The 14126-nt window shown below is 71.8% G+C and carries 13 protein-coding genes; 5 read left to right on the top strand and 8 right to left on the bottom strand.

Annotation, left to right across the window (positions count from 1 at the left end; genetic code table 11):
- Positions 1–5: 5 nt before the first annotated feature.
- Entirely contained in the window at positions 6–686 is a 681-nt protein-coding gene (locus tag IF28_RS0111170; protein WP_030217272.1) for an RloB family protein, read from the bottom strand.
- On the bottom strand, positions 686–1963 hold the full coding sequence (locus IF28_RS0111165) for an AAA family ATPase (protein ID WP_030217269.1): 1278 nt from the start codon (positions 1961–1963) through the stop codon (positions 686–688). Before IF28_RS0111165 ends, IF28_RS0111170 begins: the two co-directional genes overlap by 1 nt.
- Positions 1964–2332: 369 nt before the next feature.
- Between IF28_RS0111165 and IF28_RS0111160 the strand changes: the two genes are divergently transcribed.
- Positions 2333–2689 (top strand): peptidase inhibitor family I36 protein, encoded by a 357-nt coding sequence (locus tag IF28_RS0111160; protein ID WP_030217267.1) that lies wholly within the window; start codon positions 2333–2335, stop codon positions 2687–2689.
- Between the two features lie 10 nt (positions 2690–2699).
- On the opposite strand, the gene IF28_RS0111155 is transcribed toward IF28_RS0111160, so the two are convergent.
- Complete coding sequence (locus IF28_RS0111155) at positions 2700–3296, bottom strand: NADPH-dependent FMN reductase (RefSeq protein ID WP_030217265.1); 597 nt, start codon at positions 3294–3296, stop codon at positions 2700–2702.
- A gap of 114 nt (positions 3297–3410) precedes the next feature.
- Between IF28_RS0111155 and IF28_RS0111150 the strand changes: the two genes are divergently transcribed.
- On the top strand, positions 3411–4250 hold the full coding sequence (locus IF28_RS0111150) for a helix-turn-helix domain-containing protein (RefSeq protein ID WP_030217262.1): 840 nt from the start codon (positions 3411–3413) through the stop codon (positions 4248–4250).
- A gap of 9 nt (positions 4251–4259) precedes the next feature.
- Here IF28_RS0111150 and IF28_RS0111145 read toward each other — a convergent pair whose 3' ends face one another.
- On the bottom strand, positions 4260–5945 hold the full coding sequence (locus tag IF28_RS0111145; RefSeq protein WP_030217259.1) for a thiamine pyrophosphate-binding protein: 1686 nt from the start codon (positions 5943–5945) through the stop codon (positions 4260–4262).
- Positions 5942–6910: an agmatinase gene (gene speB, locus IF28_RS0111140; RefSeq protein WP_030217256.1), complete on the bottom strand. Its 969-nt coding sequence runs from the start codon at positions 6908–6910 to the stop codon at positions 5942–5944. The genes IF28_RS0111145 and speB overlap by 4 nt, the downstream gene beginning before the upstream one ends.
- 118 nt (positions 6911–7028) lie before the next feature.
- On the opposite strand from speB, the gene IF28_RS0111135 reads away from it, so the two are divergent.
- Entirely contained in the window at positions 7029–8630 is a 1602-nt protein-coding gene (locus tag IF28_RS0111135; RefSeq protein WP_030217253.1) for a PucR family transcriptional regulator, read from the top strand.
- Positions 8631–8729: 99 nt separating this feature from the next.
- Positions 8730–9518 carry a phosphatase gene (locus IF28_RS0111130; RefSeq protein WP_030217248.1) on the top strand — a complete coding sequence of 263 codons (789 nt, stop codon included), beginning with the start codon at positions 8730–8732 and terminating at the stop codon, positions 9516–9518.
- A gap of 60 nt (positions 9519–9578) precedes the next feature.
- Here the strand turns inward: IF28_RS0111130 and tesB are convergent, their stop codons facing one another.
- From tesB to IF28_RS0111115, 3 genes are all read right to left on the bottom strand, one after another.
- A complete protein-coding gene (gene tesB / locus IF28_RS0111125) occupies positions 9579–10445 on the bottom strand; it encodes an acyl-CoA thioesterase II (protein ID WP_030217245.1) in 867 nt (288 codons plus the stop codon).
- Between the two features lie 34 nt (positions 10446–10479).
- Positions 10480–11637 carry an acyl-CoA dehydrogenase family protein gene (locus IF28_RS0111120; RefSeq protein ID WP_030217237.1) on the bottom strand — a complete coding sequence of 386 codons (1158 nt, stop codon included), beginning with the start codon at positions 11635–11637 and terminating at the stop codon, positions 10480–10482.
- A 185-nt stretch (positions 11638–11822) separates the two neighbouring features.
- The gene (locus tag IF28_RS0111115) at positions 11823–12422 is read right to left on the bottom strand and encodes a TetR/AcrR family transcriptional regulator (protein ID WP_030217234.1); all 600 of its coding nucleotides are present in this window, start codon (positions 12420–12422) and stop codon (positions 11823–11825) included.
- 87 nt (positions 12423–12509) lie between these two features.
- On the opposite strand from IF28_RS0111115, the gene IF28_RS0111110 reads away from it, so the two are divergent.
- Positions 12510–14126: a carboxyl transferase domain-containing protein gene (locus IF28_RS0111110; RefSeq protein ID WP_030217230.1), complete on the top strand. Its 1617-nt coding sequence runs from the start codon at positions 12510–12512 to the stop codon at positions 14124–14126.

The raw sequence follows: 14126 nt of genomic DNA, 5'->3' as shown, positions 1-14126 counted from the left end.
AGCAGTCAGTACGCGTCGATGTGCAGCGCCTTCTCCACGAACTCGTGCACGTCCGTGTAAGGGTCCCTGTCCCACTTGCCCACATGCGCCGCGTGCTGGCCGTTCATCCGCTCGGCGTTCTTCCGAGCCGCCTTGTAGCGGCCCAGGACCTGCTCCGGCAGGACGACCTTGGGGGTCTTGGCGTCCTGGGAGCCCCGCTGGAACGGGAGCCGACCGGCCGCCCCGTCGCACACCCCACCGAACGAGCCGCTGACCGGCTTGTAGTGCGCGAGGCGCCACACCTCGAAGCACGGATGCGAGAAGGCGACGCCGATGCCCGCCTTCTCCGCCTCACCCAGTGCGTCGCGGACGTACGTGTAGTTGTCGTGGTCGAAGAGGCACCAGAACTGAGGCAGGTACTTGGCCTCCAGTTTGGCCCGCTTCGCCTTGCGGTCCTCTTCGCGCTTCAGCCTGACCGCCTGCTCGACGAGGTCGAGCGGCTTGCGCCCGCTGTCCGCCTTGCGGTTGGCGATGTGCATCTCCACCGGAACCTGGTCGGGAAGTGGGACGCCCCGGTCCTTGAGGATGTCCAAGTACGAGGGCTCGGTCACCTTGCCCTCGGTGAAGATGAAGACCTGGCGCTTACGCTGCCCGCCCCGCCGGGCCGGACGCTCCCACGAGTCCCTGCCCTTCTGCGCCCGCCCCATCAGTCGCGCCCCGCCCCGTCCGCTCGCTCGCCTGTCCCGTCGTACGCGCCGGCCTCACGCGCCACCAGCAGCCTCCGCGCGATCTGCCCCTCCAGGAGAGCCGGAACCCCGCCGAAGGCCCCCGCGAGATAGGACTGCGTGAGGTCCTCATCCTCGCCCGGCTCCGCGTCGGTGAGCGGATACAGCTCGGTCGCCCCGTCCTTGTCCTTCTCCGTCAGCCACACCTGCGCCGGGTCGAGGAGCCGCTCGCCGCTCGGGGTGGTGAGCACCGTCGCGTCGTGCGACGTGAAGACCAGCTGGGCGCCCTTGGGGTTCGCGTACGGGTCGTGGAAGAGCCGGACGACCTCGGCCGCGAAGCGAGAGTGCAGGCTGGCGTCGAGTTCGTCGACGAGCAGGACCGCGCCCTCGTCCAGGGCGAGGAGGAGAGGGCCCAGGAGGGCGAACCAGGACCGGGTGCCGTAGGACTCCTCCTGCCAGTCGAAGGACACGTCTCCGGCACCCGAGTGGTGCGTCAACTTCACCGTGTCCTGGCCCGGGCCGTCCTGGACGACCGTCGCTCCGGTGATGCCGAGGTCGGCGACCCTCAACAGCTCCTGGATCCTGGTGGCCCTTGGGCCTGACAGTTCCTTCGTGGTGTACCGCGCGCGCTCGTCCCGCTCGACCTCAGGGCTGATCATCCAGAAGTTGCGGCGGAACCAGTGGAACAGCGGGGAGAGCTGCGGATGGTTGTCCGTGCCGGCCGTGGAGAGCAGCAGGGCGTTCGGCCTCGTACGCCGTACGAGCTGGGCGCGGTCCCTGACCCGGCCACCGGGCCACTTGAAGACGTCCGGCCGGGAGGCGTCACGGTCGAGCCACTGCTGACGGTGGCCGTGCGGGTAGCTGTGCAGCCACTCGGACTCGACGCGCTTGGCACCGAGCTCGAAACCGTACGTCCAGCGGACCCCGTCGATGACGACATCGACCTCGAAGAAGGAGGGTTCACTCTCGCTCTTGGGGTCCAGGGAGAAGACCTGGCGCGGGATGCCGTCGTAAGAGGCCCAGTGCGCGTAGGAGTTGAGGACCGCCTTGCTCATGTCCGTCATCGCGGTCAGCACGTTGGACTTGCCGGAGGCGTTGGCCCCGAAAATGCCGATCAGCGGGAGCACGGAGAGGGATCCGCCGCCCGCGAGATCCACCAGGTTCGCCGAGGCGCCCTGTCCGTCGCCGGGCGCGACAAAGGACAGCTCCTGCTCGTCCCGCAGGGACCGTACGTTCGCGACGCGGAATCTCAGTAGCAAGCCGTCCTCCTCTCCCCGCTCAGCGTAATGGCCACGTCTGACGGCGGCCCGGCCGGGAAGCCTGCGACCTCAGGGAACCTATCGTTCACCGGATCGCCTCCGCAGCCGATCGAATGATCAATATTCCGCAGACGGGAACGTAGGCCCCCCATGGAGTACCGGTCCGGTGACGCCGAGCGCGCACGCCCCGCGTGAACGGCTCCACCAAACGGCGGGGGTGGTACGCCGTCGAGACTCCGGTTCGCTCCATCGGGTGGTGTGGGCCGCAAGCCCGGCCGATCGGCCACGGCCCGCCATGAACATGGGAGTGCCCCGGCGGGTTCGCCGGGGCACTCCCGTGTGTTCCGTGACGCCCGACTGGAGAGTGCCGTGAAGACTCGTTCCTGGTCCCTTGCCGCCGCCCTCGCCCTGACCGCCCTGCTGCTGCCGGCCCATGCGGCGTCCGCCGCCCCCGCCGCTCCCCCGTCCTGCTCGGACGGGTCGGTGTGCTTCTGGAGCAAGGAGGGCTTCAAGGGCGACTACTGGGAGTGGACCGCGCGCAGCGGCTACCGCGACATGCCGCCCCGGCTGCACGATCACGTCGGCTCGGCCGTGGCCAGTACCCGGGCCTGTTTCGTGAACTGGCAGCCGGTGGAGAAGCGGGACGTCTTCAACGGCGACTGGCGCTCCCGCTACCTCGGCGACTTCGGCGGCCGCATCGACGGGGTGGGCCCGGGGGCCTGCTGACGCCCGGACGTCACCCCGGGTAGGGGGCGGTCTCGCGGGCCGAGCGCAGTGCGCCCGCCCACCAGGAAAGCTGCTCAAGCAGGGTCTTGGCGTAGCCGGGGGCCTCGGGGTCGAGCGGGCGGCCGTCCTTCCAGTTGGCGTAGTACAGCGGGAAGGCGAGCCCGTCGCGGATGGTCACCGCGTGGAGTTCGGTCAGCACGTTCTCCAGGTGCAGCACCGCGTGCCGGCCGCCCGCCGCGCCGCCGTAGCTGACGAAGGCGACCGGCTTGGCCGCCCACTGGGTGTAGTGCCAGTCGACGGCGGCCTTGAGGGAGGCCGGGTAGCTGTGGTTGTACTCCGGCGTGACCAGGATGAACGCGTCGGCGCCGTCCAGGGCGGCCGTGAGCGGGGCCAGCCGCTCGGGGCGGGGGTAGTCGTGGCCGGCGGCCTTCGGCGAGACGGCGGGCAGCTCGGTGGGGATGTCGAAGTCGGCCAGGTCGACGACCTCCACGTCGAATCCGCCGTGCTGTCGGGCCTGCTCCGCGACCCACGAGCCCGCCACGGGGCCGAACCGTCCCTCGCGGACGCTGCCGACGACGACCACGAGCCTGTGCTTGGTGTTGTCCATGCCCTCCACCCTGGAATCCCGTCCCGGGTGCAGCCAGACCGTGCTCAGGCTGGCCCCGACAGGGCCACCCTGAGCGCTACGCGCGGGGCGGGGAGCCGTCCTAGTCTCGGGGTCATGGGGACACCGCTGGGGGACTTCATACGGATCAGGCGCGACAGCGTGCAGCCGGAGCAGCTCGGGCTGCCGGACCACGGCCGCCGCAGGTCGCCGGGGCTGCGCCGCTCGGACGTCGCCGCACGGGCCGGGATCAGCGTCGAGTACCTGACTCGGATCGAACAGGGCCGTGACCGCAATCCGTCGGTCGCGGTGCTGCACGCGCTCGGCGACGCGCTCGCCCTCAACACGGCGGAGCGCGAACACCTGCGCTACCTCGCGAAGATCACCGGTGACGAGTGCACCGGGCACCTCGGGCCCCTGCCGGCCCGCCGTGAGGTCCGCCCGTCCGTACGGGAGACCCTGCGCCTCCTCGAACCGGGCATCGCGGTGGTGATGAACCGGCTGGGCGATCTGCTCGCCTGGACCGACGCCTACAAGACCCTGGCGGAGGGTACGGGGCTGCTGGAGAGCGACGCCCCGAACCTCACCCGGTACGTGTTCACCGACGCCCGCGCGAAGGCGTACTTCACCGAGTGGGACGACGTGGCCGACGAGCGGGCGTTCGACCTGTGGCGCGGTCCGAAGGCCGAGAACGCGGAGTGGCTCGCCGCGGAGCTCGCGCCCGCCGCCGGCCCCGAGTTCACCCGGCGCCTCAACTCCCACGTGGTGCCGCCGCGCGGAGTGCTGCGGCTCCGCCACCCCTCCGGGTACGAGCTCCGGCTGCGCCGCGAGACACTGGAACTCGCCTCGGACGCCCAGCAGTTGCTCGTGCTGCTGCCTGCGGACGAGGAGACGGCCCGGCACGTGGGCCGGCTGCGCGAGGGGTCACGGCACGGCGGGCTCAGGGCGATCTCGTAGCGACGGGGCTCAGTCCAGGTGTGTCGGGGCGAACATCCGCAGGACGGTGGGGAGTACGACGACGGACGGGCCCGGTGCGGCCAGGGATTTCGCGAGGTCCTGTTCCAGGGTTTCGGGGCTGCTGCGCAGGCCGGGGACGCCGAAGGACTCCGCCAGGGCGACGTAGTCGGGGCGGGTGAGTTCCGTGGCCGTGGGTTCGCCGAAGGCGTCGGTCATGTATGCGCGGAGGATGCCGTAGCCGCCGTCGTCGACGATCAGCCAGGTGACGTCGAGGTCGTACTGGCGGGCGGTGGCCAGTTCGGCGATGGAGTAGAGGGCGCCGCCGTCGCCGGAGACGGCGAGGACCGGGCGGGTGGGGTCGGCGGCCGCCGCGCCGAGGGCGGCCGGGAAGCCGTAGCCGAGGCCGCCCGCGCCCTGGGCGGAGTGCAGGTGGTTGGGGCCCATGGCGTCGAAGGCGGACCAGGCCCAGTAGGCCAGGATCGTCATGTCCCAGAAGGACGGTGAGTTGGTGGGCAGGGCGCGGCGGACGGCCGTCAGCACCTGCTGTTCCAGGGTGAGTTCCTGCGCGGCGATGCGTTCGCGTACGCGGTTCAGCAGATCCCGTACCCGCTCGGGCGCGGCCGGGTCCTCGCGTCGTTCCACCGTCTCGAGGAGTGCCTGGAGGGCGAGGCGGGCGTCGGCGTGGATGCCGACGCCGGGGTGGTTGGACTCCAGTTTGCCGAGGTCGGCCTCGATCTGGACGACGCGGCCGCGGGGCTTGAACGTGTGGTAGTTGGAGGAGAGTTCGCCGAGGCCCGAGCCGATGACGAGGAGCACGTCGGCGTCCTCGAGGAAGTCGGTGGTGTGGCGGTCCTCCAGCCAGGACTGGAGCGACAGCGGGTGGGTCCAGGGGAAGGCGCCCTTGCCGCCGGGGGTGGTGACCACCGGGGCCTGGACGCGCTCGGCGAGCTGCTTCAGCTTGCCGGAGGCGTCGGAGCGGATCACCCCGCCGCCCGCGATGATCGCCGGGCGTTCGGCGGTCGCCAGCAGGTGAGCGGCGAGGGCGGTCAGTTCGGGGCGTGGGGGCAACTCGTCCGGGGTGGCGTCCATCGCCGTCACCACCGGCAGGATCGTCTCGGCGAGGAGGACGTCCTGCGGGATCTCCACCCACACCGGTCCGTGCGGCACGGTCAGCGCCGACTGCCAGGCCGCCGCGATCGCCGACGGGATCTGGGACGCCGTACGCACCGTGTGGACGGACTTGACGACGCCCCGGAACGCGGCCGACTGGTCGGGGAGTTCGTGGAGGTGACCGTGGCGGCCGCCGCCGAGGCCGGCCGTCGGGACCTGGCTGCAGATCGCGAGGACGGGGGCGGAGGCGGCCGCCGCCTCCTGGAGCGCCGCCAGGGAGGTGAGGGCGCCCGGGCCGGTCGACAGCAGCAGGGGGGCCGCCTCACCGGTGATACGGCCGTACGCGTCGGCCGCGAACCCGGCGTTGTTCTCCATACGCAGGCCGATGTAGCGCAGGTCGGAGCGGCGCAGGGCGTCGAACACGCCGAGGGCGTGCTGGCCGGGCAGGCCGAAGACGGTGGTGGCGCCGAGCCCGGCCAGGGTCTCCACGACGAGGTCTCCGCCGTTGCGGCCGGGGGGAGGGTTCAGCGCGGCCTCCGTCTGGGCGGCGGTCGGGCGGAGCACCAGGTCGTGGTCGTGAGTCACTTCGCGCGGGCCTCGGCAATCTGGCGGGACATGATCGTGGTCAGCTCGTACGCCGTGTGGGACGCGGCCACCGACGTGATCTCGGCGTGGTCGTACGCGGGTGCCACCTCGACGACGTCGGCCGAGACCAGGTTGCAGGAGGCGAGTCCGCGCAGGATCTCCAGGAGCTCGCGGGAGGTCATGCCGCCGGCCTCGGGGGTGCCGGTGCCCGGCGCGTGCGCGGGGTCGAGGCAGTCGATGTCGATGGAGATGTACAGCGGGCGGTCGCCGATGCGCTGGCGCAGCTGGTCGGCGACCTCGTCGGCGCCCCGGCGGTAGACGTCGGCGGAGGTGACGATGCCGAAGCCCATCTTCTCGTCGTCGGTGATGTCCTGCTTGCCGTACAGCGGGCCGCGGATGCCGACGTGGGAGAGGGCGGAGGTGTCGAGGACGCCCTCCTCCACCGCACGGCGGAACGGGGTGCCGTGGGTGTACTCGGCGCCGAAGTAGGTGTCCCACGTGTCGAGGTGGGCGTCGAAGTGGAGCAGCGCCACCGGGCCGTGCTTCCTGGCGACGGAGCGGAGCAGCGGCAGGGCGATGGTGTGGTCGCCGCCGAGGGTCATCAGACGCGCGCCGGTGCCGAGGAGGTCGTCGGCGGCGGCCTCGATGGTCTCCACGGCCTCGTGGATGTTGAAGGGGTTCACGGCGATGTCGCCGCCGTCCGCGACCTGGGCGAGGGCGAAGGGGGAGGCGTCCTGCGCGGGGTTGTAGGGGCGCAGCAGCCGGGACGCCTCACGGATGGCGTTGCCGCCGAAGCGGGCGCCGGGGCGGTAGGAGACTCCGGAGTCGAAGGGCACGCCCACCACGGCGACGTCGGTGCGGCCGACCTCGTCGAGACGTGGCAGCCGGGCGAAGGTCGCGGGGCCCGCGTAGCGCGGGACGCGGGAGGAGTCGACGGGGCCGCGGGGCGTCTCGTTGCTGGTCATGGGCACTGCCTTCTTTCCTGCTGTTCGCCGGTCCGTTCCGACCATAGAGGGGCGGACCGCACCTGCGAAGTGTACGTTTCCTCCATTCCCGTCGCGCGGACTGGAGGAAGTGTCCAGCATGTCGGATCCCATGGTGCCGCCCACGCCACCCGTGTCCCTGGAGGCCCTGCTGGCCCGCGCGGACCTGGGTCTGCGCCGCGTCGCGGGACCCGACGATCCCGCCACGGTCGTGCACTGGGCACATGCCTCGGAGATGGCGGACCCGTATCCGTATCTGCTGGGCGGGGAGCTGCTGCTGTCGGCGGGGGTGCACATCCCTCAGGGGGCGGGGGCGGGGTACTTCGACGCGTACGTCTCCCGGATCGTGGCGGCGGGCGGGGCGGCGCTCGGGTTCGGCCTGGCACCGGTGCACGACGCGGTGCCGGGGGCGCTGGTGGAGGCGTGCGAGATGCATGGACTGCCGCTGCTGGAGGTGCCGCCGAGGACCACGTTCTCGGGGGTGGCGCGGGCGGTCTGGCAGCTGATGGCCCAGGCCCGGCTGGCCGAGCTGCGGCGCGTCACGGAGGCCCAGCAGAGCCTGGCCGCCGCGGCGTCCCGCCCGGACCCGCTCGCCCCGCTCCTCCACCAACTGGCCCAACGCGTCGGCGGCTGGGCCGCCCTGTACTCCCCGGACTCCACCGAACTGGCCACGGCGGGCCCGCCCCCCGCCCCGGAAGCACGCCGAGCCCTGACCACCCTGACCCAGGTGGTCCGCCCCGCCACCGCGCCTACGGCCGACCGCGCCGACGCAACTGCGGGCAGTCGTGCCGCTGGGGCGACGGGGGTCCCCCCGCTCGAGCCAAGCCGAGAGTGGGGGAGGGTGCGCGCAGCGGCACCTCGCGGCGCCGAGCCGCGCAACACCCCCCGGCCCACCCCCACGTCAGCCACCGACACGGCGAACGGCACCCATCTCACCGCCTACGCCCTGGGCCCCCACGGCCACGTGCTCGGCATCGCCGCCCCCCACCGCACCCCCGGCGACCACACCATCGCCTCCGCCGCGGCGGTCCTGCTCACCCTCCTCACCGCCCCCCACCAATCCCGCACCACCGAAGCCGGCGCCTCCGCCCTCGTCCGTCTCCTCCTCGGCGCCTCGCCCGAGGACGTGGCCCCCCTCCTCGGCGAGAAGCTCTGGCACGTGGTGCACGCCCGGCCGAACACCCAGGAACCCCCCGAGCCCCTCGCCACCGCCGCCCTCGCCACCGCCCTCGGCTCCCCCCTGATCGACCCGACGGGCGAGACCGTCCGCGCCCTGGTGCCGGCCGACCGCCCCGTGGACCCGCTCCCCGGCTGGACCCTCGGCGTCAGCACGACCGTCACGCCCGAGGACTGGCCGGCCGCCGACACCCAGGCCGCCCGCGCCCTCTCCCGGGCCCGCGCCCTCCGCACACCCCTGCTCCGGCACGGCGACCGCCCCGCCCTCGCCGACCTCGTCGAACCGCACGACGCGGACGTCCACGCCCGGACCCTGCTCGCGCCGATAGCGGCCGCCCCCGCCCTCATGGACACGCTTCGCACCTGGCTTTCCCTGCACGGCAGTTGGGACCGTACGGCGGTGGCCCTGTCCGTGCACCGCAACACCGTGCGGCAGCGCGTCGCCCGCTGCGCGGCGCTGCTGGAGGCGGACCTGGACGACCCGGACGTACGGATGGAACTGTGGTTCGCGCTGCGCCGCACCTGAGGATCTGAGTAGCGGTACGCAGTCGTCTGAGTACGTGACGCACGTCCCAGCGCGCGATACGCCAGGGACGCCCACAGGCCGCTGCCCCACAATGGGGGCATGCCGATACCCGGGACACCCAGCCGCGCCGAACTTCTCGAACACCTGGTCGCCACCCGCATCGCGGGGGATGTGGCGACGCCGCGCGAGAACAACCTCTCCCACTACCGCAAGCTGGCGAACGGCGACCGCCATTTCTGGCTCGGCCTGGAGCTCGGCGACCGCTGGACGGACGAGCAGGACGTGCTGGCGGTGATGGCGGAGCGGGTCGGCGTCAACGACGACCCGCAGTACCGGTACGGGCAGGACACCATCGACCCGGAGCTGACGGTGGCCGGGCTCGAACGCATGGCGGGGCGGCTGCGCAAGGCGGCGGACGGGCAGCAGCGGGTGCTGTTCGCGACCGGTCACCCGGGCGGGCTGCTGGATGTGCACCGGGCGACGGCCGCCGCGCTGCGGGGCGCCGGCTGCGAGATCGTCGTCATCCCGGACGGGCTGACGACGGACGAGGGCTATGTGATGCAGTTCGCGGACGTGGCGATGCTGGAGCACGGCGCGACCCTGTGGCACACGCACTCGGGTGAGCCGATGAAGGCGATCCTGACGACGCTGGAGCGCGAGGGCCGCCCGCTGCCGGACCTGGTCGTCGCGGACCACGGCTGGGCGGGTGCGGCGGGACAGTACGGCGTCGACTCCGTCGGCTACGCCGACTGCAACGACCCGGCCCTGTTCGTCGCCGAGTCCGAGGGCACGGTCCAGGTCACGGTCCCCCTCGACGACCACGTGACAAGCCCCCGCCACTACGACCCGATGACGGCCTACCTCCTGACGGAGGCGGGCCTCCTCTAGGCAACCGGGCCGTGCTCCGATCCCGGTACGGCGGGCACGGCCTTCCCGGGGCTGCCCGCCTCACCGGGGAACCCGGACGACGCCCTCCTGGATCACCGTGACCGCGAGGCGGCCGTCCTGGGTGTGGATGCGGGCCTGGCCGAGGCCTCGGCCGCCGTGGGCCGTCGGGGACTGCTGGTCGTACAGGAGCCATTCGTCCGCGCGGAACGGGCGGTGGAACCACATGGCGTGGTCCAGTGACGCGCCGACGACGTCGCCGACGGCCCAGCCGCCGCGCCCGTGGGCGAGGAGGACGGAGTCGAGCAGCGTCATGTCGGAGACGTACGTGGCGAGGACGACGTGCAGCAGGGGGTCGTCGGCGAGTTTGCCGTTGGTGCGGAACCACACCTGGGAGTGGGGTTCGCGGGGCTCGCCGAAGCGGCCGTACGGCGGCTCGTCGACGTAGCGCAGGTCGACGGCGGCGCGTGCCTCCAGGAAGCGGTCCACGACCTCGGGCGCGAGGTGGGCGTAGCCGCGCAGGCGTTCCTCCGAGGTGGGGAGCGTGTCCGGGTCGGTGGACGCCGGCATCGGGTCCTGGTGGTCCAGGCCCTCCTCGTACGTCTGGAAGGACGCGGAGAGGTGGAAGATCGGCTTGCCGTGCTGGACCGCGACCACCCGACGGGTGGTGAAGGAGCGGCCGTCGCGGATCCGGTCGACGGTGTAGACGATGGGCGCGCCGGGGTCGCCGGGGCGCAGGAAGTACGCGTGCAGGGAGTGGGCGGGCCGGTCCTCGGGGACGGTCCGCCCGGCGGCGACCAGCGCCTGCGCCGCGACCTGACCGCCGAAGACGCGGGGGACGACGGCGCTGCGCGAGCGGCCGCGGAAGATGTTCTCCTCGATCTGCTCGAGGTCGAGCAGATCGAGGAGTTCCTGGAGTGCCTGGCTCATGGGTCAGTTGTATACGGCAGGGGTTTCGCGGGGCTTACAGACCCATGTCCTTCGCGATGATCGACTTCATGATCTCGCTGGTGCCGCCGTAGATGCGGTTGACCCGGTTGTCCGCGTACAGGCGGGCGATCGGGTACTCGTTCATGTAGCCGTAGCCGCCGTGCAGCTGGAGGCAGCGGTCGATGACGCGGTGGGCGACCTCGGTGCAGAACAGCTTGGCGGAGGCGGCCTCGGCGGGGGTGAGCTCGCCGGCGTCCAGGGCCTCGGTGGCGCGGTCGGCGACGGCCTCGGCGGCGTCGACCTCGGCCTGGCAGGCGGCCAGTTCGAACTTGGTGTTCTGGAAGTGGGCGACGGGCTTGCCGAAGACGGTGCGCTCCTGCACGTACTGCTTGGCGAACCGGACGGCGGCCTTGGCCTGCGCGTAGGCGCCGAAGGCGATGCCCCAGCGCTCGGAGGCGAGGTTGTGGCCGAGGTAGGAGAAGCCCTTGTTCTCCTCGCCGAGAAGGTCCTCGACGGGGACCTTGACGTCGACGAAGGCCAGTTCGGCGGTGTCGGAGGTCTTCAGGCCGAGCTTGTCGAGCTTGCGGCCGACGGAGTAGCCCTCGGACTTGGTGTCGACGGCGAACAGGGAGATGCCGTGGCGGCGGTCCTCGGCCGACGGGGCGTCGGTGCGGGCGCAGACGATCACCTTGTCGGCGTGGACGCCGCCGGTGATGAAGGTCTTGGCGCCGTTGAGGACGTAGTGGGTGCCGTCCGCGCTGAGCTTGGCGGTGGTCTTCATGCCCGCGAGGTCGGAGCCGGTGCCCGGCTCGGTCATCGCGATGGCCCACATCTCCTCGCCGGAGACGAACTTCGGCAGGAAGCGCTTCTTCTGCTCGTCGGTGGCGAGCATCTTGAGGTACGGCAGGGCGAGCAGCACGTGCACACCGGAGCCGCCGAACTGGACGCCCGCGCGGGCGGTCTCCTCGTAGAGGACGGCCTCGAACTTGTGGGTGTCCATGCCCGCGCCGCCGAACTCCTCCGGCACGCTGATGCCGAAGATGCCCAGCTCACCGAGCTTGTAGTAGAAGTCGCGGGGTGCCTGGCCCGCCGCGAACCACTCGTCGTAGACGGGGACGACCTCGGCCTCGATGAAGGCGCGGATGGTCTCCCGGAACGCCTCGTGATCCTCGTTGAAAACCGTACGGCGCACTGTCCGCCACCCCTTCTTGCGCCTAAGCCGGCGCCGCTCTCGCGTACGTGGTTGCTCGCCGTGGGGGTTCCTCAATTGATGGTTACGGTCCCACGTGTCTAAGCGCTCGCTCAGATCAAAGATACCGGCGAGTATCTACAGCCGTCCAGAGCGGAGCCCCCGTAACACTCGTCACTCCCCCGGGGTCACCGCGCACCGGCCGCCTCGAACGCCCCCCGCGCCATCCGGTGCAGCAGCCCGGCCGTCGTCGCCCGCCCGGGGAGCGACCCCGGGCGGGTCAGGTGCGGGGTGGAGTTGAGCAGGCCGAACACCGAGTGGACCGCCGAGCGGGCGGCCGGTTCGGTCAGCTCCGGGTACAGCTCACGCACCACCCCCACCCACAGCTCGACGTACTGCCGCTGGAGCTGGCGGACCAGCTTGCGGTCACTGTCCCGGAGGCGGTCCAGCTCACGGTCGTGCAGGGTGATGAGCGGGCGGTCGTCGAGCGCGAAGTCGATGTGCCCCTCGATCAGCGAGTCGAGGACCGCCTCGGGGGCCGCGACCCCGTCGGCCTCCTTCAGGCGCTGCTTCGCGCCGGTCAGCAGCGAGCCGCTGATCCCGACCAGCAGTTCCGCGAGCATCGCGTCCTTGCCCGCGAAGTGCCGGTAGAGCCCGGGGCCGCTGATGCCGACCGCGGCGCCTATCTCGTCGACCCCGACGCCGTGGAAACCGCGTTCGGCGAAGAGCCGCGCGGCCTCCTTGAGGATCTGCTCACGGCGGGTCGGGGCGTCGGTTCTGGTGGCCATGGAGACGATTCTAGACAGCGGGGTTAGCGGTCGTTAACCTGGAGGAAATGCGTTAACGCTCATTAACAAGGTGAGGGGACCCGCAGGATGCATGAGGCACCGGAGCTTCACAGCGCGGCAGACCCCGCGTCGGAGGCCTTTCGGGCCAACGAGGAGGCGCACCGCGCCCTCGTCGGGGAGCTGCGCGGCAAGCTGGCCGCGGCGGCGCTCGGCGGTGGCGAGCGGGCGCGGGCACGGCACACGGCGCGCGGGAAACTGCTCCCGCGCGACCGGGTGGACACGCTCCTCGACCCCGGCTCGCCCTTCCTGGAGCTGGCCCCGCTGGCGGCCGACGGGATGTACGAGGGACAGGCCCCGGCGGCGGGGGTGATCGCCGGGATCGGGCGGGTGAGCGGCCGCGAGTGCGTGGTCGTGGCCAACGACGCCACGGTCAAGGGCGGCACGTACTACCCGATGACGGTGAAGAAGCACCTGCGCGCGCAGGAGGTGGCCCTGGACAACCGGCTGCCGTGCGTCTACCTGGTGGACTCGGGGGGCGCCTTCCTGCCGATGCAGGACGAGGTGTTCCCGGACCGGGACCACTTCGGGCGGATCTTCTACAACCAGGCCCGGATGTCCGGCGCCGGCATCCCGCAGATCGCGGCGGTGCTCGGTTCGTGCACGGCGGGCGGGGCGTACGTCCCGGCGATGAGCGACGAGGCGGTGATCGTCCGGGGGCAGGGCACGATCTTCCTGGGCGGCCCGCCGCTGGTGAAGGCGGCCACGGGTGAGGTGGTGACGGCGGAGGAGCTGGGCGGCGGCGAGGTCCACTCGCGGGTGTCGGGCGTGACCGACCATCTCGCGGAGGACGACGCGCACGCGCTGCGGATCGTGCGGACGATCGTCTCCACGCTCCCCGCGCGGGGCTCCCTCCCCTGGGCGGTCGAGCCCGCCGTCGCGCCGAAGGCGGACCCGGCGGGGCTGTACGGGGCGGTGCCGGTCGACTCCCGCACCCCCTACGACGTACGCGAGATCATCGCGCGGGTCGTCGACGGCTCCCGTTTCGCCGAGTTCAAGTCGGAGTTCGGGCAGACGCTGGTCACCGGCTTCGCCCGGATCCACGGGCATCCGGTGGGGATCGTCGCCAACAACGGCATCCTGTTCTCGGAGTCGGCGCAGAAGGGCGCGCACTTCATCGAGCTGTGCGACCAGCGCGGCATCCCGCTGGTGTTCCTGCAGAACATCTCGGGCTTCATGGTGGGCCGGGACTACGAGGCGGGCGGTATCGCCAAGCACGGCGCCAAGATGGTCACGGCGGTCGCGTGCACGCGGGTGCCGAAGCTGACGGTGGTGGTCGGCGGGTCGTACGGCGCGGGGAACTACTCGATGTGCGGCAGGGCGTACTCGCCGCGCTTCCTGTGGATGTGGCCGAACGCCAAGATCTCGGTGATGGGCGGTGAGCAGGCCGCGTCCGTCCTCGCGACCGTGAAGCGGGACCAGCTGGAGGGGCGCGGCGAGGAGTGGTCCGCGCGGGACGAGGACGACTTCAAGGCGCCGATCCGCGCGCAGTACGAGCATCAGGGGAACGCCTACTACGCGACGGCCCGCCTCTGGGACGACGGCGTGATCGACCCGATGGAGACCCGGCAGGTCCTGGGCCTGGCCCTGACCGCGTGCGCCAACGCGCCACTGAGCGACCCTCAGTTCGGCGTCTTCCGGATGTGA

This window comes from Streptomyces sp. NRRL WC-3626, from assembly GCF_000718785.1.
GTDB classification, from domain to species: Bacteria; Actinomycetota; Actinomycetes; order Streptomycetales; family Streptomycetaceae; genus Streptomyces; species Streptomyces edwardsiae.
The sequence above is the reverse complement of the archived record's forward strand: the minus strand, read 5'-3'. Positions and strand labels throughout refer to the sequence as shown.

Coding starts and splice junctions, on each gene's coding strand:
- tesB (WP_030217245.1), bottom strand. CDS start 10,445: ATGAGCCAGGCACTCCAGGAACTCCTCGATCTGCTCGACCTCGAGCAG.
- speB (WP_030217256.1), bottom strand. CDS start 6,910: ATGACCAGCAACGAGACGCCCCGCGGCCCCGTCGACTCCTCCCGCGTC.
- IF28_RS0111170 (WP_030217272.1), bottom strand. CDS start 686: ATGGGGCGGGCGCAGAAGGGCAGGGACTCGTGGGAGCGTCCGGCCCGG.
- IF28_RS0111115 (WP_030217234.1), bottom strand. CDS start 12,422: ATGGCCACCAGAACCGACGCCCCGACCCGCCGTGAGCAGATCCTCAAG.
- IF28_RS0111110 (WP_030217230.1), top strand. CDS start 12,510: ATGCATGAGGCACCGGAGCTTCACAGCGCGGCAGACCCCGCGTCGGAG.
- IF28_RS0111130 (WP_030217248.1), top strand. CDS start 8,730: ATGCCGATACCCGGGACACCCAGCCGCGCCGAACTTCTCGAACACCTG.
- IF28_RS0111150 (WP_030217262.1), top strand. CDS start 3,411: ATGGGGACACCGCTGGGGGACTTCATACGGATCAGGCGCGACAGCGTG.
- IF28_RS0111155 (WP_030217265.1), bottom strand. CDS start 3,296: ATGGACAACACCAAGCACAGGCTCGTGGTCGTCGTCGGCAGCGTCCGC.
- IF28_RS0111135 (WP_030217253.1), top strand. CDS start 7,029: ATGTCGGATCCCATGGTGCCGCCCACGCCACCCGTGTCCCTGGAGGCC.